General features: G+C 65.9%; 16 protein-coding genes. 5 read left to right on the plus strand and 11 right to left on the minus strand.

Going from position 1 to position 24,776, the window contains the following annotated elements; translation table 11 throughout:
• Nucleotides 1-23: 23 nt before the first annotated feature.
• Genes tssK through tssA form a run of 4 tightly spaced genes read left to right on the plus strand, consistent with a single transcriptional unit; the run spans nt 24 to nt 7,039 of the window.
• Complete coding sequence (gene tssK / locus ACKLLE_RS12200; protein WP_420058134.1) at nt 24-1,358, plus strand: type VI secretion system baseplate subunit TssK; 1,335 nt, start codon at nt 24-26, stop codon at nt 1,356-1,358.
• 16 nt (nt 1,359-1,374) lie between these two features.
• A complete protein-coding gene (locus tag ACKLLE_RS12205; protein WP_064304265.1) occupies nt 1,375-2,145 on the plus strand; it encodes a DotU family type IV/VI secretion system protein in 771 nt (256 codons plus the stop codon).
• Nucleotides 2,142-5,951, plus strand: coding sequence for a type VI secretion system protein (locus ACKLLE_RS12210; RefSeq protein ID WP_420058135.1), 3,810 nt, complete (start codon nt 2,142-2,144; stop codon nt 5,949-5,951). Before ACKLLE_RS12205 ends, ACKLLE_RS12210 begins: the two co-directional genes overlap by 4 nt.
• On the plus strand, nt 5,948-7,039 hold the full coding sequence (gene tssA, locus ACKLLE_RS12215; protein WP_420058136.1) for a type VI secretion system protein TssA: 1,092 nt from the start codon (nt 5,948-5,950) through the stop codon (nt 7,037-7,039). The genes ACKLLE_RS12210 and tssA overlap by 4 nt, the downstream gene beginning before the upstream one ends.
• A 398-nt stretch (nt 7,040-7,437) precedes the next feature.
• Here tssA and ACKLLE_RS12220 read toward each other — a convergent pair whose 3' ends face one another.
• The 7 genes from ACKLLE_RS12220 to ACKLLE_RS12250 all read right to left on the minus strand — a co-directional run bounded on the left by ACKLLE_RS12220 (nt 7,438) and on the right by ACKLLE_RS12250 (nt 18,061).
• Entirely contained in the window at nt 7,438-9,879 is a 2,442-nt protein-coding gene (locus ACKLLE_RS12220) for a TonB-dependent siderophore receptor (RefSeq protein ID WP_420058137.1), read from the minus strand.
• Between the two features lie 98 nt (nt 9,880-9,977).
• The gene (locus tag ACKLLE_RS12225; protein WP_420058138.1) at nt 9,978-10,919 is read right to left on the minus strand and encodes a FecR domain-containing protein; all 942 of its coding nucleotides are present in this window, start codon (nt 10,917-10,919) and stop codon (nt 9,978-9,980) included.
• Complete coding sequence (locus ACKLLE_RS12230; protein ID WP_420058139.1) at nt 10,916-11,440, minus strand: sigma-70 family RNA polymerase sigma factor; 525 nt, start codon at nt 11,438-11,440, stop codon at nt 10,916-10,918. Before ACKLLE_RS12230 ends, ACKLLE_RS12225 begins: the two co-directional genes overlap by 4 nt.
• Nucleotides 11,441-11,556: 116 nt before the next feature.
• Entirely contained in the window at nt 11,557-14,274 is a 2,718-nt protein-coding gene (gene mgtA / locus ACKLLE_RS12235) for a magnesium-translocating P-type ATPase (protein WP_420058140.1), read from the minus strand.
• Between the two features lie 205 nt (nt 14,275-14,479).
• A complete protein-coding gene (locus ACKLLE_RS12240; RefSeq protein WP_420058141.1) occupies nt 14,480-15,184 on the minus strand; it encodes an MgtC/SapB family protein in 705 nt (234 codons plus the stop codon).
• Between the two features lie 498 nt (nt 15,185-15,682).
• Nucleotides 15,683-16,360: a phytanoyl-CoA dioxygenase family protein gene (locus tag ACKLLE_RS12245; RefSeq protein ID WP_420058142.1), complete on the minus strand. Its 678-nt coding sequence runs from the start codon at nt 16,358-16,360 to the stop codon at nt 15,683-15,685.
• A gap of 126 nt (nt 16,361-16,486) precedes the next feature.
• Entirely contained in the window at nt 16,487-18,061 is a 1,575-nt protein-coding gene (locus ACKLLE_RS12250; RefSeq protein WP_420058143.1) for a hypothetical protein, read from the minus strand.
• 126 nt (nt 18,062-18,187) lie between these two features.
• Here ACKLLE_RS12250 and ACKLLE_RS12255 point away from each other — a divergent pair, with 126 nt between their 5' ends.
• Nucleotides 18,188-18,727 carry a histidine phosphatase family protein gene (locus ACKLLE_RS12255; RefSeq protein WP_009395396.1) on the plus strand — a complete coding sequence of 180 codons (540 nt, stop codon included), beginning with the start codon at nt 18,188-18,190 and terminating at the stop codon, nt 18,725-18,727.
• A 9-nt stretch (nt 18,728-18,736) separates the two neighbouring features.
• On the opposite strand, the gene ACKLLE_RS12260 is transcribed toward ACKLLE_RS12255, so the two are convergent.
• From ACKLLE_RS12260 to ACKLLE_RS12275, 4 genes are all read right to left on the minus strand, one after another.
• Nucleotides 18,737-21,256, minus strand: a complete 2,520-nt coding sequence (locus tag ACKLLE_RS12260; protein ID WP_420058144.1) for a TonB-dependent siderophore receptor — start codon at nt 21,254-21,256, stop codon at nt 18,737-18,739.
• Between the two features lie 115 nt (nt 21,257-21,371).
• Nucleotides 21,372-22,340: a DUF4880 domain-containing protein gene (locus ACKLLE_RS12265; protein ID WP_420058145.1), complete on the minus strand. Its 969-nt coding sequence runs from the start codon at nt 22,338-22,340 to the stop codon at nt 21,372-21,374.
• The gene (locus ACKLLE_RS12270) at nt 22,337-22,846 is read right to left on the minus strand and encodes a sigma-70 family RNA polymerase sigma factor (protein WP_420058146.1); all 510 of its coding nucleotides are present in this window, start codon (nt 22,844-22,846) and stop codon (nt 22,337-22,339) included. Before ACKLLE_RS12270 ends, ACKLLE_RS12265 begins: the two co-directional genes overlap by 4 nt.
• A gap of 214 nt (nt 22,847-23,060) precedes the next feature.
• Nucleotides 23,061-24,659, minus strand: a complete 1,599-nt coding sequence (locus tag ACKLLE_RS12275) for a hybrid sensor histidine kinase/response regulator (protein WP_420058147.1) — start codon at nt 24,657-24,659, stop codon at nt 23,061-23,063.
• Nucleotides 24,660-24,776: the final 117 nt, after the last annotated feature.

Genomic DNA, 24,776 nt, shown 5'->3' on the forward strand with positions numbered 1-24,776 from the left:
AATACAGGATGTCAAGGGAACCTATGAGCGTGCGACCTGATGTGGTCTGCTGGTACGAAGGCATGCAACTGCTGCCCCAGCATTTTCAGTTGCAAGGACTGCGGGCCGAGGCCATTGCCGCGCACCTGGCCAGGGCCGCCAACCCCTGGTATTGGGGCGTGACCCAACTGTCCTGGGAGCAGCCGGCGCTGGTCGCCGGCAAGCTGCGTATCCTTGGTCTGGAGGCTACGTTGCCCGACGGCATGCCGATCAGTATCGAACCGGGGGAGGGCGGCCTGCCCGAGTTCGACCTAGTCGAGGTGATCGCCGCCGCGCCCGATGCCAGTGTCACCCTTTACCTCGCCGTCAGCCCGATCTGGCAGGGCCAGCGCCTGCGCCCGCTGGACGGTCGCTGGCGGTCGGCGCTCAGCGAGCCGGTACCCAACCTCGACAACAACCTCGATGACGAGCCCGTCCAGGTCTGGATACCGCACCCGCGCCTGGTGACCGATGCCAGCAAGGCCGACACCGTGTGCCTGCCGTTGCTGCGGATCAGCAAGGCCGATGGCGGCTACAAGGTAATGGATGATTTCATTGCACCGACGCCGCGCATCCTGCCCGAATCGCCCCTGGGCCAGCGGGTCTTCCAGCTCTGCGCGATGATCCGCGAGAAATGCGTCTTCCTCGGCAAGCGCCTGCAGGCGCTGCAAGGGGATGCCGGTAGTGCCGAGGAACTGCGCCGGCAATCGGCAGCCCTGTGGGCGCGCCTGCCGGAAGTCGAAGGCCTGCTCAACAGCCGCATCGCCACGCCCCAGGGCCTGCACGGGTTGTTGCTGGGCATGGCCGGCAGTTGGTCGGTGCTCGATCCGGCCAGGGGCGTTCCGGCCTTTGCGCCGCTGGATTTTCTTGACCTGTACCGCGGCTACGACGAGGTGCTGCGCTGGATGGAGCAGGTACTGGGCAAGCTGCGCCTGGGCTATCGCAGCCATCTGTTCAGGCAGATGGGCAATGTCTACGAGATCAGCCTGCCATCGTCGGCGGCCAGCCAGACCCTGGTCATCGGCCTGCGCATGCCGGCCGGAACGCCCGAGGAGGGTGCCCGCCTGTGGCTGGGGCGGACCATCATCGCCTCTGCCGCACAGGTGCCCGAACTGGCGCGCCAGCGCCGCCCGGGCCTGGCGCATAACCCGATGAGCCGCAAGGATCAGGTGGCCTACGGGGTCGGCGACGATACCCGCCTGTTCGTGATCGAGGCCGGTGGCCCGGGCTTCGACCCGCACCAGCCGTTGCAGATCGTGTCCACCGGCTCGGGTGAAGCCTTCCGGCCCTGGCAGATCGTACTGCTGATCGACGACGACCACGAAGAACAAGACGCCTGACACGGTAGGGAAGCCTATGCCAGAAGGGATTGCCGTTTCGCGTTATCGCGGCGTGCAGGATGCGCCCCTGACCAGTGCCTTTCACCAGGCCTGGCAGGACTGGGCGCAAGCCTGGGACGAACTGGACAAGCGCGGCCAGGACCTCGACAAACTCGTCGACCAGGTGGTCGAGCTCTCCACCGGCGCCACCCGTCGCCTGTGGCGTACGGCCTTTGCCAGCGTCGGCGATTCGGCGCCCTTGCAGGTCAAGTCGATGGTCTACGCCTTCGTCGCCCTGGTCGACGAAACCCTGCTGTTCGCCGACTGGCCCGGCCAGCCGGTGTGGCAGGAGCGCCCGCTGGAGTTGCGCCTGTACAGCAGCCGCCAGGCCGGCGATCGCCTGCCGGTGGAAATCAAGCGCCTGCTCGATGAACAGGCACCCACCAGCCAGGACCTGGGCAATGTCTACCTGTTGTGCCTGATCCTCGGTTTCCATGGCCGCCTGCGCGGACCCGGCGGCGAAGCGCTGCACGCCAAATGGCGGCATGCGCTGTACAACTTCACCCGCCAGCGTGATCCGGACTACACCAACGTCGGTGCCCTGCTGGCAGAGCCGGCCAGTGTCCGGCCACAGCAGCTTGCGCCGCGGGAAGCCATGGGCGACGGGGTGCGCCTGGGCCTGCTGATCCTTGGCGTGACCTTGCTGCTGGTCGCAGTCGGCCACCTGTTCTGGCGCGATATTGGCCAGGAACTGTCGCCGGTGCTGCACCTGGCCGTGCCCCACCAGGTCCAGGAGCCGATTTCATGAGCCTGTCCGTCGTGGCCTGGGTGATTGGCATCCTGGTCGTCCTGCTGCTGGTGGTGCTGCTGGTGCTGTGGCTACGCAGCCGCAATGGCGCGACGGTGCGCAGCTTTTATCTGGCCGTGCGTCAGATGGAACACGAACAGGGGGTCAGCGACCGCTACCAGGCTCCCTGGCTGCTGATGCTTGGCGACGAGGTCGAAGGCAAGCGCCTGTGCGCCGACTGGAACCTCAACCCGGTGGACAAACCAGCCTGGTTCGGTCGCTGGTGGGCGGACCCCAGCGGCGCTGTACTGGTGGTGCCGCAGGCGCTGTTCATGCCCGGCGAGGGCATGAAGCAGGCCAGCGGCTGGTGGAACCTGATCGGCCTGCTATTGCGCCTGCGCTCGCGCCGCCCGCTGGACGGCGTGATCTGGACCATCGCCGCCGCCGACCTGCTCGACGCCGACCGCGCCGCGACCCTGGGCCTCGACGCACGCCGGCGCTTCATCGACCTGCTGCAGCGCCTGGGTACCAGCCTGCCGGTATATGTCCTGGTCACCGGGATGGACGAGGTGCCGGGCTTCCAGGAACTGGCCCGGGCCTTGCCGGAGCAGGCGCGCAAGCAGGCGCTCGGCTGGTCCTCGCCGTATCCGGCGGAGGCGGCCTGGCAATCGCAGTGGACCGACGACGCGGTGGATGGCATCAGCCATGCGCTGTCCGAGGCGATCGTGCAGATGGGGACCCTGTCCGGGCAATTGAGCAACGAACTGGACACCCTGCCGCAGCGTTTCGAGGGCATGCGACGCAACCTGCAGATGCTCCTGTGGCCGGTGTTCCAGGGCAACACCCACGGCGAGGCGCCTGCCCTGCGCGGCCTGTACTTCACCGGCACCCAGGCCATGTCGGGCGAGGCCGGGGCATTGACTGCGCTGGACCAGCCGCGGGTGCAGAACGTCTTCGCCCACGGCCTTTGGCAGCAGCGCATCAACGCCGAGCGCGGCCTGGCCCGGCCGATTCCGCGGCTGTTGCAACTGCGCCAGCGCTGGCAGCGCATCGTCGCGGTGAGCGCGGCGGTGGTCGGTGTGCTCTGGGCCATCGGCATGATCTGGGTGTGGCGCGATTCGCTGCGCGATGCCGGCGAATTGTCGCGGCTGTTGCAGAACGCACAGAACGACTACGTCGCGGTCCCCGACGACAGTCATCGCCAGGAACTGACCCGGCACAACGTGCAGAGTTTCTGGAATGTGCTGGAGCGTGCGCCACGCTGGCACTTCACCTCGCTGGCCTATCCGACCTCCTGGTTCTCGTCGCTGGACCAGGACATGGACCGGGTGCTGCAGCGCACCGCCATGACCCATATGCAGCAGCCGATCCACGACCTGCTGCAGGCCGAGCTGCGTGATGTACTGGCCATCGCCGAGGCCTCCCGGCGTACGGCTGCGCCCCAGGGCGGTGATCCGGCGCAATGGCCGAGCTACCTCAAGGCGCGCGAACTGGTGCACAAGGTGCTGCGCCTGGAGCAGGTGGCCAGCCTCTATGGCCAGGCCCAGGCCAACCAGAAGACCCCGCTCGACCAGTTGATCCCGCTGAGCAACCAGGTCCTGGACATGAACCTGAACGCCGGCACCCTGCCCAACGAGCGCTACTACAACCGCCTGCTGGTCAACCAGGGCATCAGCCCGCTCAAGCCGCTAGACCTGTCGCTGTACCGCAGCACCATCCAGGGCAACTTCAACCAGCTGATGGGCAACTGGCTGGGGCACTATTTCCGCACCGACGGCTATGTCGTTTCCGCCGGTTACCTCAAGCTCTACCTTGACCGCCTGGAAAACGGTGCCGGGCAGACCCTGCGCGAGCTGGAGCATGTGGATGCGCTGATCGAAGACCTGCAGTCGGCCATCGACCTGACCAACTCCACCTGGAGCCGCGGCAAGGGCCAGGACCTGGTGGCAGGCTACGGGGAACTGCTGGAAAAGATCCGCCAGAGCAAGCTGCTGGGCCCGGCCATCGCCGACGAGACCGAGCGCCAGGCCGAGCAGATGCAATACGCCTTCAAGGAACAGTGGATCGCCCAGGGCTCGTCGAGCCGCAACCTGCTGGTGCAGAACGCTGCCGGGCAACTGGCCTTGCAGGACCGCATCGTCCATCTGCAAAGCGCGATCAACCTCTTGCTCAAGCGTGACTTCGTCGCCCGGGCCCTGCGCGAGGATGCGCTGGGCGAGGCGACGCCGCTGAGCCATGTGGATGGCGAGGGCCTGCGCCTGGCGCAGAGCTATGCCGACAGCTATCGGCAGTATGCCCACGAGTCGCTGGCGGGCATTCCTCCGGTGTACCGCAATGCCCTGCTGAAGACGGCCGAAACGGTGGCGGGCGACGCCATGTGGGCCAGCCTGGGCCGTCAGACCGTGGACAGCGAACTGCCCGGCGCCGCGACCTTCCAGGTGCGCACCGACCAGGCCCTGGCCGTGCACGGTGCGTTTATCCAGCTGCAGCGCCCAGACCTGGCCAGCGGCCTGCAAAGCGCCTTGAACCGCAGCGCCCTGGCCGATGTGTCCCTGGCCATCGAGGAGGTCTACCAGCAGCCGCTGTTCCGTGACTACAGCGCCATCAACCAGTGGGACGGCACCAAGGACCTGGGCCTGCGCCTGTTCCGTGCAGTGGATTCCCAGGACCTGAAGGGCAGCCTGGAGCAACAGTTCGCCGTGATCACCGCGATCACCGAACAGGCGGCGCCGGCCAAGGACTGGCTGATGACCCAGTTGCCGAGCCTCAACCTCGGCGAGGCGGAGCTGGTCAACCGTTTCAATTCCCTTAGCGAGGAGATGGTCAAGTACAAGGCCCAGAACCCGTCCAGCTCGCCAGCCCTGATCACCCAACTGATCGTGCGCGACTTCAACGACATGGACCAGGGCAGTTGCGCCAAGATCCTCGGCTCGGCCCTCGCGCCCCATGCTTCCGGGCAACTCACCCAGCACTGGAATGCCCTGCAGCGCAGCGCCCTGCAGCGTTGCCAGTACCTCCAGCGGCAGAGCGTGGCCGGCGCCTGGAACGAACTGGCCGGCTATTTCAATCAGTACCTGGCCGGGCGCTTCCCCTTTGCCAGCGACCGCCATGCGCCAGACGCGGACCCTGCACGGGTGCAGTATTTCCTCACCTTGATCGACAACCGCCTGCCACAGGCGCGGGACGGTCTCGGCCTGCTGACGGTTCGCGATCGCGCGGCGGCCGGCGAATTCCTCGACCGGATCGCACTGGCCCGCCCCTGGCTCGGGGCGATCCTCATGCGCGACAAGGCCGGCCTGTCCGGGATCGACATGGAAGTGACCTGGCGTACCGACCGCGACAGCGAACGCGGCGCCGACCAGGTCATCGCCTGGACCCTGGCTGCCGGCAATCGTGAAATCGTCTGGCCGGGGGATGAGCAGGTGTTGCACTGGAGCCTCGGCCAGACCCTCGATCTGCGCTTGCGCTGGGCCCGCGACGGCACCCAGCGGCCGGTCAACGACCCGGTGCAGCAGCAACTCCACGTCAACGGCCTGGAAGCCGAATGGCAGTACCAGGGGCCCTGGGCGCTGCTGCGCATGATGGCGGCCCACGGTTCCACGCTGCGCCAGCCGAATGTCGACTACACCGAATTCCCCCTGAGCCTGGAAGTGCCGGTGCACGCCCAGCCCGAGGAAGACAACCAGACGCGGATGTTCCTGCGCCTGTCGCTGATGAGCCAGGGGGGCAAGGCGCCCCTGTCCATTCATCCGCTGCCGGTCCAGGCGCCGTCATCCCCCCTCGGCTACGCCTCGCGTGCCGTGGTCGATTCAGGAGATCTACCATGACTACCCCCGGCTTCTCCGCGCGGGTCAGCCAACTGCTCGAGCCCGTTTCCGCGAACCTGCCCTGTGGTACCGATCTGCACTACGAGGCGGTGTTCGACCGCATCAAGGAACTGCGCCGCGAAGATGACACCAGCCTGCCCACGGGCGTGTGGTCGACCACCGAGGTCAAGCGTGCCGACTGGGAAAAGGTCGAAGTGATCGCCAGCGATGTCATGAAGACGCGCAGCAAGGACCTGATGATCGCGGCCTGGCTCGGCGAGGCCTGGCTGCACCGTGAGGGGCTCAAGGGTATGGTCGATGCCCTGGCGCTGATCGGTGGCCTGTGCGAGCGCTACCCCGGCGATCTGCATCCGCAACTGGACGACGATGACCCCGGTCGCCGCGCCGCGCCGCTGCTCTGGATGGCGCGGCGCTATGACGAGGTGATCCATACCCGGATGCCGTTGTTTCCCCAGGTATCCGCAGAGATCGGCGTCTTCAACCTGTACAGCTGGCAGCAGATGAAGCAACGCCAGGTGCAGATCAATGACAGCAAGCCGGCCAAGGTCGCTGCCGAAGCGGCCCAGGCATTGCAGAACAAGGTCAACGACGAGGTTCGGCGAACGCCGGTCGCCTGGTGGCTCGAAGGGGTCAAGGCGGTGGAAACCACCAAGGCGCAACTGTTGCTGCTCGATGGCTGGTGCGATCGCAACCTGGGCGGCGAGGGGCCTTCGTTCGTGCGCTTGCGCAAGCAACTGGACAACCTGGAAAACCTGCTGCGTGAATTCCTCGCGCTGCACCCGCCGCAATTGCTGCCGCCCGAGCCCGAAGCCACGCAACCCGAACCGGAGGAACCCCGCGCGATGGACCTGTCTGCCGCAATCGAACCCCGCGCGCCGTTCGCCGAGCCGCGCACCCGTGAGGAAGCCTACCGGCAACTGCTGGTGATCGCCGACTACCTGGCCCGTACCGAGCCGCACAGCCCGGTGCCGTACCTGATCCGTCGCGGCGTGGAATGGGGCAACAAGCCGCTGCGCGAACTGCTGGGCGAACTGATCAATTCGGATGCCGAGGCGCGGCGGTTGTGGACCTTGCTGGGAGTTCTTTAACACAGCGACGACGCAGTCCCTGGTTGGAATGTGGCCCCTGTGGGAGTCCGCCCAGCCTTTCAGGCTGCGCTGTCGCGCAGAGAACAGTTCCAAAGCACGACGCGTACCCTGTGGGAGCGGGTTTACCCGCGATTGCTATGGTGAATTCACTACTGCAATCGCGGGTGAACCCGCTCCCACAGGGCTCGGTCCATCGCAGCGGTTCGGCGCTCCGACAAGCCAGCTCCTACAGGGGGACAAGCTCAGCGACTGAAGACCCGCTGCACCCCCAGCGTGACCAGCGCTGCGCCCGCGAACCCGTTGATCCAGCGCTCGACCCGCAGGTACAGCCCGCGCAGCCGGGAGGTACCGAAGACCATGCCCAGCCCCACTATGAGGCCGGACCATTCAGCACCCTCCTAGAACTCCCCGCGCAGGGTCAGCATATAGTTGCGTGGCTCACCATACAGGTTGACCCGGTCGGTTCCGTCTGCCGAGACGTAGTACTTGCGATCTGCCAGGTTTTCCCCGACCAGGCTCAGTGTCCAGTGCTCGTCCATCCGGTAGGCGACCCGCGCGTCCCAGATCGCCCGTCCGGCGGCACCGTAGCCATAGCCGTCCCAGGTTTCGTTTTCGTAGCCCGATTGCGCCTGCACCCCGGCGCCCAGCGTCACCCGGTTCCACGCACCGGGCAGGTTGTAGCTAGTGGAAACCTTGGCCAGGTGGCGTGGCGTTTCGCTGGACAGCCGTTCGGTGCCGCTGCTGGCCGTCCTGTTGTAGGTGTAGCCGGCCAGTACCTGCAGGCCCGGCAGCAGTTCGCCGCTGGCCTCGATGTCCACGCCCTTGCTGCGCTGGACCACGCCGTTGAGCCAGCAGAAGCCGTTGGCATTCTGCGGGCAGCTGTGGTTTTCGTCAGGGTCGAAGTAGGCGGCATCCTTCTGCTTGATATAGAACAGCGCCACGGACAGGTTCAGGGCCTTGTCGAACAGCTCGCCCTTGATCCCGGTTTCGTAGTTGGTGCCGATCGCCGGCTTCAGGGGCGAGCCGGCGTAGCTCACGTAGTTGCTCTGTGGCATGAAGATATCGGCGTAGCTGGCGTACCACGACCAGTCCTGGCTGAAGTCGTAGATCAGCCCGGCGAACGGGGTGACCTGGCCGGTTTCCTTGGACTGATAGTCCGGCGCTTCCTTGAGGTTGTAGGTGTAGTCGTAGTCGTACCAGCTCACCCGCCCGCCGAGAACCAGGGTCAGGGGCTCGGCCAGCTTGAGCCGGGTATTGGCATACAGCCCGTAGCGCTGGTCGACGAGGTCGTTGGCCGAGGTCCAGGCCGGGCGCGCCGGTTTGGCGATGGAGTGGTGGTCGGGGTCGAAGACATCCACTGGCACCGGGTCATCGAAGTAGATATCCGCCGCCTTGTCGTCGATCCGCTGCTTCGACCAGTTGCCCCCCAGGGTCAGTTGGTGGGTCAGGCCGAACGCGTCGAAGCTGCCGTCGATGTGGCTATCGATGCCGGTGCTGTCGATGCCGACCTTGCGGAACTCGACGCCGCGAAAGGTCGAACCGGTCCGGGTGATCGGGTCGATGGCCCCGCGGGCGTAGGCCAGCGCCTGGTAGACCTGGCCCTTGGAATGGCTCAACGAGGTGGTGCTGGTCCAGCGGTCGTCGAAGCGGTGGTCCAGTTCGAGGAATACCTCGTTCATCTCGGTTTCGTGGCTGTTCCAGTCCTGGACCAGGGCGGTGGAACGCGACAGGCCGAGGGACTGGCCGTTGCTGTAGCGCGGCAGGCCGAAGATCGAATAGCCGTTGATATCGCCGGTCTGGTGGCGAAGGCTGGCGGTCAGCGTGGTGTCGTCGCTCAGGTCGGCCTCGATGATGCCGTACAGCAGCGGCGTGCGGGATTCCAGTTCGTCGAGGTAGGAGTGCCTGTCTTCATAGGCGGCGACGAAGCGCCCGCGCACGGTGCCGGAGTCGTTAAGCCGGCCGCTGCCATCCAGGTCGAGGCGATAGTTGTCCCACGAGCCGGCACGGGCGGTTACCGAGAAGCGCGGCTCGGCGGTTGGCCGCTTGCGCACCAGGTTGACCGCACCGCCCGGGTTGCCGGCACCCACCAGCAGGCCGCTGGCGCCGCGCAGGACCTCGACCCGGTCATACACCGCCATGTCCGGTGGCAGCCAGCCGGTCACCGTGTAGGCCTGGCCGGGCACGCCGTCCATCAAATAGCTTTCCTCGCCAAGCACGAAGCCGCGGGACTGGAACACATGGGCACCGTAGTTGCGCTGGCTGAAGGTGATGCCCGGGGTCTTGCTCATGACCTTGTCGAGGCTGTTGAGGTTCTTGTCGTCCATCAACTGGCGGGTCATCACCGTCACTGATTGCGGGGTTTCCCGCAGGCTCTGGGTGGATTTGCCGATGGTCACGGCGGAGGTGGCGTAGGAGTGGGTGCCCTCGGTGGTAGTGCCCAGGCCGGCGGCGTTGATGGTGGTGGCGCCCAGGTTCATGGCGTCGTCGCTGCTGCGTGGCAGCAGCAGGTAATCGCTGCCGCCACTGCGCACCACCTGCAGGTCGCTGTCGCGCAGCAGCAGGGCGAAACCCTGCTCGACGCTGTAGCTACCTTGCAAGCCCGGGCTGCGCCGGTCCTGGGTCAGGCGGGCATCGAACGACAGCACCACCCCGGCGTCGCTGGCGAAGCGGCTGAGCACCGCGCCCAGCGGGCCGGGGGCAATGGCATAGCGGCGCTGGGGTTCTTCGGCACGGGCCTGGCCGCTGGCGGCGAGCGGCTGGATCAGCCCGGCCTGCAGGCCCAGCGCAGCGCCCAGCAAGGCGACGACCAGAGGTTTTCGGGCAAAGGCGGGGTGTTGCATGCGGGGCTCCTTCAAGGGCAATGGCGGCGATTTGAAGGAGGGGTCGAGCGAGAAGTCCAAATCGACAAAGGAAAATGAAAATATTTTTCATTGAGCACTCAGCTGCGCCCGCGCACCTTGATCCAGTAGCGGGTGCGCTGGTCGATGCGTACCGGAAGCACCTTGGCGATTGCGGCCAAGGCGCGGTCGGTGTCGTCCAGTGGGTAGGCGCCGGACAGGCGCAGATGGGCGACGTCGTCGGCGCACTGGATGAATCCGGGGCGATAGCGCTGCAATTCGGCGAGGGTGCGGTCCAGGCGCCAGTTGTCGATGACCAGGCGGCCATTGGCCCATTCGGCGCCATTCGGGTCCAGTGGCTGCGCAGCCGGTAGCGGACCGTCGGCGAAGCGCAGCCCCATCCCGGCCTCGACCTGCAGTTCCGCTGCTCCCGCGCGGTTGCGCACGGCGACCGCATGTTCGAGTACCTGCAGTTCGGTGCAGTTGTCTTCCTGACGCACGCTGAAGCGGGTCCCCAGAGCGCGCATGTGCCCGTGGCGGCTGCGCACGCTGAGCGGTCGCGGGTCCTTGGCGGTGGCGACGAGGATCTCTCCGGCGTGGAGGAGGATCAGGCGCTGTTCGGCGCTGAAGCGGATGTCCACGGCGGAAGCGGTGTTGAGGATCAGTTGCGTGCCGTCGGCGAGGAGGATGCGACGGCGCTCGCCCGTGGCCGTGCGCAGGTCTGCCAGCCACAACGGCGACTGTCGGTAGCCGCTCCAGGCCAGCGCGGAGACGCCCGTGCCAAGGACCAGTCCCTTGAGCAGCAGGCGGCGGGCAGGTTGCTCAAGGTCGCTGGCCAGGGTATCGCGAGTCAAGGCCGGGGGCAGTCCGTGCAGCTCGCTCTGCAACCTTTCGAGGCGTTGCCAGGCCCATTGGTGCATGGCGTCCTGTTCCAGCCAGGCCTGCCATTGATGCCGTGTACCGGAACAGTCCGGCGCCGCGCCGAGGCGCGCGTACCAGTTGGCCGCATCCCGCAGGGCAACGCGCTGGGCCCCCGGATTCACCGTGCCGCGTCCAGGCTGAACAGCAGGCACTGCTCGGTGGCCCGGGCGATGTACTTGGTCACTGAACTCACTGATACGTCCAGGCGTCGGGCGATCTCGGTATAGGGCAGGCCGTCGAGCTGGGCCAGGAAGAAGGCCTGGCGCACCTTGTGATCGAGCCCGTCGAGCATGGCATCCAGTTGCAACAGGGTTTCCAGCAGCAACAGGCGCTGTTCCGGGGAGGTTTCGAGCAGCTCCGGCTCATTGCCCAGGGCTTGCAGGTAGGCCTGCTCCAGGCTGCGCCTTCGCAGGTGATCGACCATCACCCGCTTGGCCACGGTGGCGAGGAAATTGCGCGGCTCGCGCAGGGGATAGGCGACGGTACCGGTGATCAGGCGCAGGAAGGTGTCCTGGGTCAGGTCGGCGGCGCGTTCGCCGTCGCCCAGGCGGCGCCGCAACCAGCCGCGCAGCCAGCCACTGTGGTCGCGGTACAGGCCATGGAGCGGGTCGTGGGCGGAAGAGGGCGGCGGCGAGACAGGCACCAGGATCTCCTGATAACAGGGTGCAATTAGGAATTGATCGCAATCATAGAGGGATTGTCCGGGAAAGCAAATGGGCTTTCCCGGGCAATACCGGCCTTACAGCCCCTCTTTAACCGTCACTTCCATCCATACCTCCGCGCAAACCATCCTTTCATCGCCTGCACCACCCCCACATAGCCCACCAGGATCGCCAGCAGGAACGGGAAGTAGGTCCACGGCAGCGCCTGCAACTTGAAGTACCCGGCCAGTGGCGACATCGGCAGCAACAGGCCGATGGCGACGATCGCCACGGTCATCGCCAGCAGCGGCCAGGCCGCCCGGCTCTGCACGAAGGGCAGCTTGCGGGTGCGGATCAGGTGCACCACCAGGGTCTGCGACAGTAGCCCTTCGACGAACCAGCCGGACTGGAACAGGGTCTGGTGATCCGGCGTGTCGGCGGCGAAGACGAACCACATCAGCGCATAGGTGAGGATGTCGAAGATCGAGCTCAGCGGGCCGAAGAACAGCATGAAGCGCCCGATGTCCTCGGCCTGCCAGCGCTGCGGGCTACGCAGTTGCTCGGCATCGACATGGTCGAACGGGATCGCGGTTTGCGACACGTCGTACAGCAGGTTCTGCACCAGCAGGTGCAGCGGCAGCATCGGCAGGAAGGGCAGGAAGGCACTGGCCACCAGTACGCTGAAGACGTTGCCGAAGTTGGAACTGGCGGTCATCTTGATGTACTTGAGCATGTTGGCAAAGGTCTTGCGCCCTTCGACCACGCCTTCTTCGAGCACCATCAGGCTCTTTTCCAGAAGGATGATGTCCGCCGCTTCCTTGGCGATATCCACCGCCGAGTCCACCGAGATGCCCACATCCGCCGCGCGCAGGGCCGGGGCGTCGTTGATGCCGTCGCCCATGAACCCGACCACATGCCCGCGCTGGCGCAGCAGGCGCACGATGCGCTCCTTGTGCGCCGGGGTGAGGCGGGCGAACAGGTTGCACTCGGCGGCGCGTTCACCCAGTTGCCGATCGCTCAGGGCATCGATCTCGCCGCCCAGCAGCAATCCCTTCAGCGGCAGGCCCACGTCATGGCAGACCCGGCGGGTGACGCGCTCGTTGTCGCCGGTCAGCACCTTGACCTCCACACCCTGTTCGGCCAGCACCTTTAGCGCTGCCGCCGTGCTGTCCCGTGGCGGGTCGAGGAAGGCAATGTAGCCGGTCAGCAGCAGGTCGCTTTCATCGGCCACCCGATACTGCTCGCGAGCGCCCGGCAACTGGCGTACCGCTACCGCGACCACCCGCAGGCCATCGTCGTTGAGGCAGGCGGTGTGCTGGCGGATGCGCGCCAGCAGGGCGGCGTCCAGGGGCACTTCATCGCTGCCGATGCGCACCCGGGTGCACACCTCGAGCACTTCTTCCAGCGCACCCTTGCACACCAGGCGGTGGCCGTTGTCCTGCTCGCCGACCACCACCGACATGCGCCGGCGCTGGAAGTCGAAAGGGATTTCGTCGACCTTGGCGAAACGCTCGCCGAGGCGCGCCATGCGTCCGGCATCGGCATGTTCCAGCACGGCGACATCCAGCAGGTTCTTCAGGCCGGTCTGGTGGTGGCTGTTGAGCCAGGCATCGTCGAGCACCGCGTCACAGGAGGCGCCGAACACATCGGTATGGCGTTCCAGGACGATGCGGTCCTGGGTCAGGGTGCCGGTCTTGTCGGTGCACAGCACGTCCATGGCGCCGAAGTTCTGGATAGCGTCCAGGCGCTTGACGATGACTTTCTTGCGCGACAGCACCACCGCGCCCTTGGCCAGGGTCGAGGTAACGATCATCGGCAACATTTCCGGGGTCAGGCCGACGGCGATGGACAGGGCGAACAGCGAAGCCTCCAGCCAGTCACCCTTGGTGAAGCCGTTGATCAGCAGCACCAGCGGCGCCATCACCAGCATGAAGCGGATCAGCAGCCAGCTGACCTTGTTCACCCCTTGCTGGAAGGCGGTGGGCTCGCGGTCGCTGGCCAGTACCCGTTCGGCGAGGTTGCCGAACCAGGTGTGCTCGCCGGTGCCGACCACCAGCGCGCGGGCGCTGCCGCTGACCACGTTGGTGCCCATGAAGCACAGGTTGTCGAGCTCCAGCGGGCTGCCGGCGGCGCCGTGACGGGGCAGGGCGAACTTCTCCACCGGCAGCGATTCGCCAGTGATCGCCGCCTGGCTGACGAACAGGTCCTTGGCTTCCAGCACCCGCAGGTCGGCGGGGATCATGTCGCCGGCGCTGAGCAGCACCAGGTCACCGGGCACCAGGTCGCGGAAGGCAATTTCCACCGCGCCGCGCCGGTCGGCTCCGGGCATTCCAGGCCGGAGCACGCTGGCGGTATTCGCCACCAGGCTTTTCAGGCGCTCGGCGGCATGGTTCGAACGCGACTCCTGGACGAAGCGCAGCAGGGTCGAGATCAGCACCATGCTGCCGATCACGGTAGCGGCCTTGAGGTCTTCGGTCAGCCAGGAAACCAGGGCCAGCAGGGTCAGCAGCAGGTTGAACGGGTTGCGGTAGCACCACCACAGGTGGCGCAGGGGCGAGACCGGCTTTTCCTGGCCCACCAGGTTGGCCCCGGCCCGCGCGCGAATGGCTTCGACGCGAGCCTCGTCGAGCCCTTCGGCACGGCTGCCGAAGCGCTGGAAGAGGGCGTCGTTATCCAGTTTGGCGACCAGGGTGAGCTGGCGCACGAAGTCTGCAGGCAGGTGACTGCGGGCGCTGCCGCCACGCAGTGATTCAAGGATCGCCTGGCGGCGCAGATGCCGGCTCAGGCCGTGGTCGAAGAAGGCCAGCAGGCGCTGGCCGAAGCGTTTGAACAGCATGATCTACTCCCGGGTGGTTGCCGCGCGGGCCGCCACCAATAGGGCTTGCGCAGCGCAGGGAGTGCGCTGCCGTCGGGTCAGGCCGGACGGCAGCGCGAAAGGCGATCGCTAGCTGCCGCCCAGCCCGGTTCTGGGTGTCACGGGACTGGGGTCGGGATTCATGGCCGGGCTCCGGATGCTCCTCTCGGGTTGATGTTCAGCGGCCTTAATCGGCCGCCAGTTCGAAGACTTGCCAGCGTACCGAGCTGACGCCCTTTTCCAGGCTGATGCGGCTGACCAGGCGCTCCAGCTGGCTGGTAGCGTCGTGATTGCCGAGCAGTTCGGCGCGCACCTCCAGCTTTGCCGGGTTGGCCTGGTCCTCGCTGTGCAGCGATTGCAGGCGCAGGCTGGCACCGTCGAAGCTGTGCAGCATCAGGCTGCGTACCTGGATTTCATCCTCGGCGCGGCAGACGATTTCCACGACATAGTGCTGGGCCGATTCGGTGGGCGGCACCACGTCCTGATGGTTCAGGCGCTGGGCGATATCGCGCAGCAGGATATTGGCGCAGAGCACCACCATGGCGCCCAGTGCGGCTTCCAGCAGCAGGCCCATGCCGCACAGCACGCCGATGGCGGCGGTGCACCAGAGGGTGGCGGCGGTGTTCAGGCCGCGGACGTTGAGGCCGTCGCGCATGATCACGCCACCGCCAAGGAAGCCGATGCCGGAGACCACGTAGGCGGCGATGCGCGAGGCGTCGCTGGCCAGGCCCGGGACGCTCTGGGTCATCAGCACGAACAGGCAGGCGCCGGTGCTGACCAGGGCGTTGGTGCGCAGGCCGGTGAGGCGCTGGCGCAGTTGCCGTTCGGCGCCGATCAGGGCACCGAGGACGAGCGCTGCAGCGGCGCGCAGCAGAAAGATTTTCCAATCCATGATTCACCTCCGTTTCTCTACGGATAGAGGCCGGTGTTAACGCCGGCTGCAAGCCGGCGCGAATGCGGGTTTATGGATGGCGAAAGGTCACGGCGTTACCGGGCCGCGCAAACGCTGCCGGGCAATGTCGGGAGGGAGAATGGGGATGCGTCATCCCGGGTGGGATGCGGATCGCCACTGTCCGCTGTGATCAGCGAGACAGTGGCAGGGAAAGTGCTGCCGGACGTGCTCGCTGTTCAGACCTGTCGCAATCGACTGGGACAACTGTCCAAGGCAGGACTCCTATGGGGTTTGAAATTGCGGCGCACCTTACCCGCGCAGGAGAGGCGGGTCAAGCGCTTCGCTTGGGGTTTCTACAAGGTCAGTGTAGGAGGGCGCGGATGGCCGGGGGTGTGGCCTTGATGAAAGATTCGACATCTTTCTTTTCAGTACCGGCCTCATCGCTGGCTTGCCAGCGATGAGGCCGGTACTGACAACTCAGTCCTTGCTGCCTGGCATCTACTGCTCGAACGCATAGTCCATGGGCTCGAAGCGCTCGCTGCTGTCCATGCTCACATTGCGCATCGGTGCGGTCTGCAGGTGGGTGGCGTAGAGCGGTTCGGCGCAATAGTTGATCAGGACCGAGCGGCGCCGTGCGCCCGACGTGTTGAGGCTGGCGCCATGGACCAGGTCGACATCGAACACCAGGATATCGCCGGCCCTTCCGGATACCTGCACCACCCCGGTTTCATCGTCGAAGTCGAACGGCGTTTCCCCCGGCTCGAAGCGATGAGTACCGGGGACCAGGCGGGTCGCGCCGTTGTCCGGGCCGAAGTCGTCGAAGTAGGCCATGGCCGTTACCGTGTCCCCCGGCCGGTGTCCCCACATATCCCGGTGCAGGCGCTGATGGCCACCGCCGGCGAGGGGCTCGCGGCCCTCGACATGGGAGAGGAAGAAGCGCTCGTCGATGATCGCCCCGGTGGCCGCCAACAGTAACGGCAGGCGGCACAGGTCCTGGATCCGCGGATGGCTGTCGAGCAGCGAGTGGCGCCAGTCGCGGCCACGGGGTATCGGCCATTCGTGCGAGGCGCGGGCACCGGCGTCGAAGGCAGCGCGCAGGTCGTCCAGCCAGGCCTCCGGGATCGCCTGGCGCAGCAGCAGGTAGCCGTCTCGGCGGAGTTGTTCGCGGGGGCTCATGGCGGGTCTGCGGTCCTTGCCGGCAAAGGTTCTGGGGACGGTGGCCGAGGGTAGGTCCGGCCCCGAATGATGTCAATTTGGCATCTGCGGCTTTGCGTGGCTGGTCACAAACGCGAACGCCTGGTTTCACGCGTGCACTGCGATGCCGTTTGCATCACCTTGCAACCACCATTCATCACGCTTGCCCGCCAGGAGCGACTCCAGCACCGAGACGCCCTTTTCCCGGAGCGAGATCCGCTCGCGCTGCAGTACGTCATCCAGCAAGCCGAGCAGGTTGCGCGTCTGCGAGACCGATTTGGGCGTGTTGGTTTCGCTGCTCAGCACGCCATCGACATAGCTGCGCACCCGCTCGTTCTGGCTGGCCTGCTGGGTCGCGCTGGCCTCCACCAGCCGGTTGTCCTTGTTGAAGCCCAGGCGCGTGCTGCTTTTCGCTTCGTCGGTGATCTCGTGATAGCTGTAGTTCTGCGACTTGTAGTCCTTGCTCAAGGCCAGCGGCACTTGCGGATTGGCCCCGACATGCCAGGCGGCGTCGAGGCGCGATTGCTGGTCCTGCTGGATCGAGCGGCTGGACAGGGCCTTGCCCTGGGCCGTGGTGCTTTGCGAAACCCGATAGTCGAAACGGTCGGTTTCCCCGGGCAGCAGCGGGTTGACCGACTTCGCCGGCTGGCCGATCGAGGCACTGAAGTCGGCAAGGCCGCTGAGCAGCAACCGATCGTTTCGCCCTTGGGTCGAACCGGCCTCCTTGGCAAGCCTGCCATCGTCCACGCGGTTGAGCTGGACGAAAGCGTCCTTGAACAGGTTCATCAGGTCCTTGTCGCCGTTGCCGCGCTTTCGCGCTGCGTCGAACTGCTGCAGGTAGTTGTCGATCGCGGCCTGGCGCTGCCCGGCGTTGCCCAGCAGGCTGCTGTCGCGGGTATCCAAATCGAGCCTGATGTTCCCCGACGGCCCTTGTAGGCTCAGGTTGCGTGCCTTGTCATCGAGACTCAGGTCGAACACCTGCTGCTCGCCGCTGGCGGTTCGCAGGCTGGCGTTCATCTGCAAGGACTTGAACAGGTTCGCGTCGAAGCTGACCAGGCCGTCCAGCTTGAGGCTTGGCGGTTCCTGGGCCAGGCCGTCGATGGCGGCCTGGAAACCCTCCGCCAGCGTTGCCAGGCCCTTGAGTTCGTAGGCGTTGAGTTCACCGCCCTGGACCTCGGCGCTGACTGCGAGGCCGTTGTCGTCGCTGGCCAGGGACAGGGTAATGGTGGCGCCTGAAGCGGTGGTCAGGCGCAGGCTGATGGCATTGTCCGGTGCCTGGCGCAGGCTGTCGCCGCGCAGCTTCACGGCTTCGGCGCCGGGTTCGGCGCCGGCAGCATAGCGCAACGCCGATTGCGACACGGATGCGCCGCCCTTGAGCGCCAGTTGCTCGACCAGGGCTGCCCCCACGCCGCGCAGGCGTTCGCCCAGTGAAGCCCCTTGCACCCCGGTCAGCAGGCTGAGGCTGAGCTTGTCGACCGCGTCCTGCTCCAGGGCATAGCTCGCGGTCGTGGCAGTACTGCGTGACGGGTAGGTGTAGCCATCGTTATCGTTGCGTGTCTGGCCCAGAGTGACATTGCCGCTGGTGGTAGCGGCAGGCGCTTGTATGGCGATGCTGGAGTCGGCTGCGCGCTGCGGCGCGGTGTAAACAGGCGAGATTCGCAATCCTGCGTTGATCGGGTTCATGAGTGGGCCCGTGATGTCCATAGTTGTCCAAGGGTTATCGGCGCTTGGGCGAGAAGCTTGAACGGCGCTCCAATTCAGCTGTGACACAATGCGCGCAGCCGCCCCGTCCCACGTCCAGGCCCGTCCATGAACAACAGCCAGTTGACCCTTATCTGTCACGCCCGCAGCGACGCCCAGCGCGTCGGCCGCTTCCACCTGGAAGAGGAGGGGGTGCTGGTACCGCTCGCCTCACCCGTCGCGCTCGACGGGCAGGCGCGCACGTTGGTCGCGCCTGAGTGGCGTACGCGACAGACTGCCGAGCTGCTGGGACTCGCCGCGCAGCCCGAGCCAGCGCTGCGCGACTGCGATCTTGGGCGCTGGCAGGGCCTGTCGCTCAAGCGCTTGGCGCAAGACGAGCCCGATGCTCTGCAGCAATGGCTGCACGATCCCCAGGCCGCGCCCCATGGCGGGGAGTCCGTGGCGCGGCTGTGCCAGCGGGTGGCGGACTGGCTGGAGGGCTGGACGGCCACCGGGCATTGGCAGGCCATTACCCACCCGATGGTGATTCGCGCGGCATTGATGCATGTGTTGCAATGCCCGCCGACGGCGTTCCAGCACATCGACGTGCTTGCGCTGTCGCGGCTCAGCCTCAGCCGCTACGACCGCTGGCGCCTGCGCATCGAGTGACGCGGCGGATCAGTCGAACACGCCACGCAGCGTCAGGGTGAAGTTGCGTGGCTCCCCGTAGTAGTTGCCGTACTCGGATGTCCCGACGCTTTCGTAATAGCGACGGTCGAACAGGTTGTTGCCCTTGAGCGCGACGGTCCAGTTCTGGTCCACCTTGTACTCCACCAGCGCGTCATACACCGCATAGCCCGCCTGGCTGAAGTCGTAGGCGCGGCTGTCGATGGCATTGCCTGCCGCATCGAGGCGGTAGGCCTGGCCGGTCACGTAGGTCGGGCTCTGGGCGGTGATACCGCCGCCGACCCGTACCGCCGATAGCGCGCCGGGCAGGGTATGGATGCTCCAGAGCTTGAACAGGTGCCTGGGCGTGATGGTGCTGTAGAGGGTTTCCTCGGTATCGTTCTGCACGCGGTTGTAGGTGTAGCCGGCAAGCACCTCCCAGCCTGGTGCGATCTCGCCGCTGGCCTCCAGGTCGAGGCCCTTGCTGACGATCCTGTCCTGGGCCAGGTAGCAGCAGGCGCCGCTGTAGCTGAAGGCCGGATCGGGGTAGGCCGGATCGATCGCGGCCTGATGCTCGCGGGTGGTACGAAACAGCGCCGCGCTGACGTTCAGGGCGCCGCCCAGCAACTCGCCCTTGATTCCGGTTTCGTAGGTCTTGCCGGTCATCGGCTCGATGGACGTCGCGGCGTCTTCCGGGCCCATCAGTTTTTGTGCCTGGGGTTTGAATACCTCGCTGTAGCTGATGTAGGCCGACCACTGATCGTCCAGGGCGTAGATCAGGCCGCCGAAGGGCACCAGGGTCGTCGGCTCGCGATCGAACACGCGGTCCTGCAACGCCCAGGGTCCGGTGCCGTCGCTGTTGCGCTTGCTGTAGGCCTGCTCGAACTTGTAGCGCTGGGCACGGGCGCCTGCCACCAGCTTGAGCGGGTCGCTCAATTGCAGGCGCAGGGTCGAGTAGACGCCGTATTGCTCACGGGTGTTCGGTGAGTAATCACGCCAGAAGGCATGGCTGGAGTCGTCACTGGGCAGCGGCGTGGCCGACGGCTCCCACAGGTCGATCAGGCCGCCCTTGCCGACCATCCCGCCGGCGGCGCGCCAACGGCTGGTGACCTTCTGGTAGTCGGCACCGAGCAGCACCTCGTGGCGGCGGCCGAAGGCATCGAAGCCGCCGGACAGGTTGATATCGAACACCGACTGCTCGCTCCAGCTCGACACGTAGCTGCCCCACCAGTACGGGCCGGTGTTGCTGGTTTCGTCCACCGAGCCATACGGAATCACGCCTTCGGTAGTGGAGCTGTTGTAGTTCCAGGTGTACGAGCTATTGAGCTTCCAGTCCTCGCTCAGGTAGTGATCGACCTTGGCGAACCACTCCTTGGTCGAACTGTCGCTCCAGGCCTGGCGAGTGGTGTACCAACTGTGTCGCGGCAGGTGTACGTCGCCGCCGGTGCTGTAGCGGGGCAGGCCGTCGCCCGTGCCGTTTTCCTTGACCTTGTCGTAACTGCCGCCGACGGTCAGCAACGTGTCCGCGCCAAGATCCGCTTCGAGGATGCCGTACAGCAAAGGCTTCTCGGTACTGCGGTTGTCCATGAAGTACTGGCGGTCGGTCCAGGCGGCCACCAGGCGCCCGCGCAGCGCGCCGTCGAACGCCAGGGGGCCGGTCAGGTCGACCTCGCTGCGGTAGTTGTCCCAGGAGCCGGCGGAGGTATCGAGCTTGAGCTGGTAGTGATCCAGCGGGCGCTTGCGCACCAGGTTGACGATGCCGCCCGGGTCGCCGGTGCCGCCAAGCAGGCCGCTGGCGCCACGCAAGACCTCGACATGGTCATAGGCGGCCAGGTCGTAGAGGCGGTCGCTGTAGAAGGTACCGACGCCATTGCCGATATCCATCGGTGCGGCGCCGTCGATCTGCAGGTTATCGATGCCGAACCCGCGCGAGTAGAACTGTTTCGAGTGATAGGTGGCGCTGCGGGTAGTGATGCCCGGCGCCAGCTTCATGGCCTCGGGCAGGGTGGTCAGGCGCTGGTCCTCGATGAGCTTGCTGGTAATGACCGAGACGCTTTGCGGGGTGTCCTTGAGACTGAACGGTGTCTTGGAAGCGATGCTCACCAGGCCGGTGGTATAGGACCCGGAGTTTTCCGTCATTTCGCCCATGCCCTGGCCGCTGATGGTGGTCGCGGCCAGTTGTAGGGCGTTGCTTTCGGGGCGCTTGACCAGGCGATAGCCGGGACCGTCCGCCACGGCCTGCAGAGGGCTGGCGAGGAGGATCCGGGCCAGGCCGTCGGCCACCCTGTAGTCACCGTTCAGGCCGTCGCTGTGCAAACCGGCGGTCAGCGCCGAATCCACGCCGATCATTATTCCGGCCTGTTGGCCGAAGGCGCCGAGGACGCTGTCCAGGCTGCCTGCGGGAATCCGGTAGTTGCGGCTTTGTTGCTGGGTCGCGGCCTCGGCGGCGAATGACGGCTGGCTGGCGCCCAGGGTAGCGCCGAGCAGGGCCAGGCGCAGGGCGAAGGCCAGTGGGGTAGGACGTGAGAGCATGAAGACGATCCGTTGAGTGGGCAGGGGCACTGTTTTTCAGCGTTCTGCCTGTCTTGATGCGCGAGTCGGAAAAAACTGCCAGGTATCGCGAATTATTTTTATTCGTAAGCGAGACTCAGGCGGGCTTCACCGTGGTCCAGAGACCGAGTACCCGCTCTACCTTGATCGGCAGCATGCGCGCCAGCAGCTCGAGGCTGGCCTGCGGATTATCCAGCGAATACGAGCCCGATACCGGCAGTTCGGCAATCTCCGGCGCACACCGCAGTACCCCTCGGCGGTAGCGGTCGAGGTGGGCCAGGAGCAGACCAAGGGGCATGCGCTCGGCGACCAGCAACCCGTCGCTCCAGACCAGTTCGGCAGTTTTCAAGGAGCGCGGGGGAGAAGCGCGTCCGGCCCTGAAGTCCAGCTGTTGTCCGGCGCCAAGCGTCAGTCGCTCGCCTTGGGCAAGTTCCAGCGTTGCACTGCCGGTGAAGACCTGCAGCTGGCTGCCGGGCGTTCGCGGCAGGTCCAGGGCGATCACCAGCTTGCTTGACGCCCCGGGCGTGACCCAGCCATCCCGGGTGCGAACGCGCCACTGGGGCTGGGGGCCAGTGTTGATCAGCAGGCGGCCCAGCTCCAGGCTCAGGTCGGTGGCGTGCCGGTCCACCGCGCTGCGCGTATCGAGTTGCAGCTCGATCCCTCCGGCCAGTTGCAGGCGCTCGCGCTGGCCCGTACCGGTGCGGTAGTCGCTGAACAGTTCCGGCACCAGGCCGGTTTCGCGCACCCCGACGCCTGCGGCGCCGAGCACCGCCAGGCCGGCGATGCCCTTGAGCAGCGTACGCCGCGAGCTGCCGCTGCGCGCCTGCAGAAGGCTGCGGGCTTTGCCTGGTGGCAGGGTGCGGGTGGTCTGGCGCAGGTCCTGGTTCAAGCTGGCCAGACGCTGCCAGGCCAGTTCATGGTCTGCGTTCTGTGCCCGCCACGCGTCGCATGCCTGCTGGTCGGCCGCGCTGCTGACCCCGGATTGCAGCAGCACCATCCAGTGCAGTGCCTGCTCCAGCACCTGCTCGTCGATGCTCTGGCGCTGCACTGGCTGGAACGGCCTCACAGCTCGTAGACCGCGGCGTAGCAGGTGCGATAGGCCTTGAGCATGGCCTTCTGCACCACATTGACGCTGATCCCCAGCGTTTCGGCGATCTGCGGGTAGGTCAGGCCATCCAGTTGCGACAGCAGGAAGATTTCCCGCACTCGCGCGCCCAGCCCGTCGAGCACCCGGCCAACCGCGTCGAGCGCCTCGAGAACCAGCAGGCGGGTCTCTGCCGAAGGCATTTCCTGCGGATCCAGCGCTGCCAGCGACGCCAGGTAGGCGTTTTCCAGTGCGCGCCGGCGGAAGAGTTCGGCACACAGGCGGCTGGCCACGGTGGCCAGGTAGGCGCGGGGTTCGCGCAAACCGGGGAGTGCGCCCTGGCGCATCAGGCGGACGAAGGTGTCCTGCGCCAGGTCCTGCGCCTGCTGATGGTTGCCCAGCTTGCGCCGGAGCAACTGGACGATCCAACCGTGGTGGGCCACATAGAGTTCGCCGATGGCGTGATGCGGGGACGCAAAAGAGGGCATGCGCGCGCTTCCATGAAAAGGTTACGGAATGGTGCGCATGGTAATACTTCTCATTAACTCTGTTGCAACTAAATCTTCAATCGCAAGCGCGACGCGGAACCCTGTGGGAGCGGGTTCACCGGAGCGCCGGACCGCCGCGATGACGTCGGTGAATCTACAACCGTAATCGCGGGTAAACCCGCTCCCACAAGTTTCCGCGGCGCGCTTGCGGTGTTCAGACTCCCCCCGGCGAGTCCAGTACCTGCCTGACCTTGCGCGCCAGGTCATGGGGCAGGTAGGGCTTGGAAATCACTTCGAATTCGGAACCGCCGATATCCGTGCGCTCGATGGAGTTCTCCGCGTAGCCGGTGGTCAGCAGCACTTTGATCGACGGATGATTGCGTCGCACTTCCCGGGCCAGCATCACCCCGTTCATGCCGCCGGGCATGATCAGGTCGGTGAACAGCAGGTCGTAGCGCTCGCCGGCCTCGAAGCGCTTCAGTGCCTCGCGGGCATTGAGCACCAGGTCAGCCTGGTAGCCATAGTCCTCCAGGACCATTTTCGCCAGCTCCGCCACATCCGGGCGGTCCTCGACGATCAGTACGCTTTCGTTGCCGTTCCTGGCCTCCGCCGTCTTGTTTCGCTCCAGTGGCAGTACCGGGCCGCCGTCCACCGGGAAATACAGGCGCAGGGTGGTGCCGATGCCTTCCTCGGTATAGATCCGCGCGGTACCGCCGGACTGCTTGGCAAAGCCGTAGACCATGGACAGCCCGAGCCCGGAGCCCTTGCCTTCTTCCTTGGTGGTGAAGAAGGGGTCCATGACCCGGTCGCGAATGCTTGCCGGCATGCCGACGCCGTTGTCGGTGATCGCCAGGCTGACGTAGTGGCCAGGCAACAGGCCGTCGTAGGACGTCGTTGCGAGGTCGCGCACGGTGACGTTGCGGGTCTCGATGAAGATCTGCGGCCTGGGGCGACCGATCAATGCATCCCGCGAGTTGATGAAGATGTTCAGCAGGGCCACTTCCGCCTGGGTGGGGTCGATGCGGCAGTTCTTCAGTGTCTGCTCCAGATCGTATTCCACCTGCACGCCGTCGCCGAAGGTGCGGTTGACCAGCGGGCGCACGGTGTCCACCAGCTGGTTGAGGTTGAGCACCCGGCCCTGCAGCTTCTGCTTGCGGGAAAAGGCCAGCAACTGCTTGGTCAGGGTACTGGCCTTGTCCACCGCCGAGCGGGCGTGGAAGGTACTGCGGCGGATGCGCTCCATGTCCGGGGCGGGTTTCTCCGCCGCGGTACGGATCAGGTCGATATAGCCGCCCATGACCTGCAGCAGGTTGTTGAAATCATGGGCGATGCCGCCGGTCAACTGGCCCAGGGCTTCCATCTTCTGCGACTGGTGCAGGGCGTCCTCGGCGTCGCGGCGGCGGCTGACGTCCAACTGCGAGGCGAAGAAATAGACCAGCTCGCCTTTCTCATTGAAGATCGGCGAAATGAACAGGGCATTCCAGAAGCTGCTGCCGTCCTTGCGGTAGTTGAGGATCTCGGTGGAAAAGTCGTAGCGCCCTTCGATCGCATTGCGAATCGCCCCGACCACCTCCGGATCGGTATCGGGCCCCTGGAGAAAGCGGCAATTGCGCCCGACGATCTCTGCCGGGCTGTAGCCGGTCATATCAAGGAACGCCTGGTTGGCGAAGATGATCGGATTGTCCGCGGCGTTGGGGTTGGTGACGATCATCGGCATGCGCGTGGTTTCCACCGCGGCGAAGAAGATGTCCTTCGGGTGGCCGGAGATGTCAGCGGTCGAAGCATCGTCGACGCGGGTGGGGGTGTTGGGCACGGTGAAGTCCTTTGTAACGGGGCTGCCTATACAGACAGCGCGGCTGCCGCTTCGTTGCCTGCCCAGGTCTGATGACCGGAAAGATACCGCCTCGAGTCTCCAGCTTACCAAGCCGGC

Origin of the sequence: Pseudomonas bharatica, assembly GCF_048586865.1 — a bacterium.
GTDB classification, from domain to species: domain Bacteria; phylum Pseudomonadota; class Gammaproteobacteria; order Pseudomonadales; family Pseudomonadaceae; genus Aquipseudomonas; species Aquipseudomonas bharatica.

Bases quoted from the DNA above. Each gene is read 5' to 3' on its own strand.
- tssK (WP_420058134.1), top strand. From the start codon at position 24: ATGAGCGTGCGACCTGATGTGGTCTGCTGGTACGAAGGCATGCAACTG.
- ACKLLE_RS12205 (WP_064304265.1), top strand. From the start codon at position 1,375: ATGCCAGAAGGGATTGCCGTTTCGCGTTATCGCGGCGTGCAGGATGCG.
- ACKLLE_RS12210 (WP_420058135.1), top strand. From the start codon at position 2,142: ATGAGCCTGTCCGTCGTGGCCTGGGTGATTGGCATCCTGGTCGTCCTG.
- tssA (WP_420058136.1), top strand. From the start codon at position 5,948: ATGACTACCCCCGGCTTCTCCGCGCGGGTCAGCCAACTGCTCGAGCCC.
- ACKLLE_RS12220 (WP_420058137.1), bottom strand. From the start codon at position 9,879: ATGCAACACCCCGCCTTTGCCCGAAAACCTCTGGTCGTCGCCTTGCTG.
- mgtA (WP_420058140.1), bottom strand. From the start codon at position 14,274: ATGCTGTTCAAACGCTTCGGCCAGCGCCTGCTGGCCTTCTTCGACCAC.
- ACKLLE_RS12240 (WP_420058141.1), bottom strand. From the start codon at position 15,184: ATGGATTGGAAAATCTTTCTGCTGCGCGCCGCTGCAGCGCTCGTCCTC.
- ACKLLE_RS12245 (WP_420058142.1), bottom strand. From the start codon at position 16,360: ATGAGCCCCCGCGAACAACTCCGCCGAGACGGCTACCTGCTGCTGCGC.
- ACKLLE_RS12250 (WP_420058143.1), bottom strand. From the start codon at position 18,061: ATGAACCCGATCAACGCAGGATTGCGAATCTCGCCTGTTTACACCGCG.
- ACKLLE_RS12255 (WP_009395396.1), top strand. From the start codon at position 18,188: ATGAACAACAGCCAGTTGACCCTTATCTGTCACGCCCGCAGCGACGCC.
- ACKLLE_RS12260 (WP_420058144.1), bottom strand. From the start codon at position 21,256: ATGCTCTCACGTCCTACCCCACTGGCCTTCGCCCTGCGCCTGGCCCTG.
- ACKLLE_RS12270 (WP_420058146.1), bottom strand. From the start codon at position 22,846: ATGCCCTCTTTTGCGTCCCCGCATCACGCCATCGGCGAACTCTATGTG.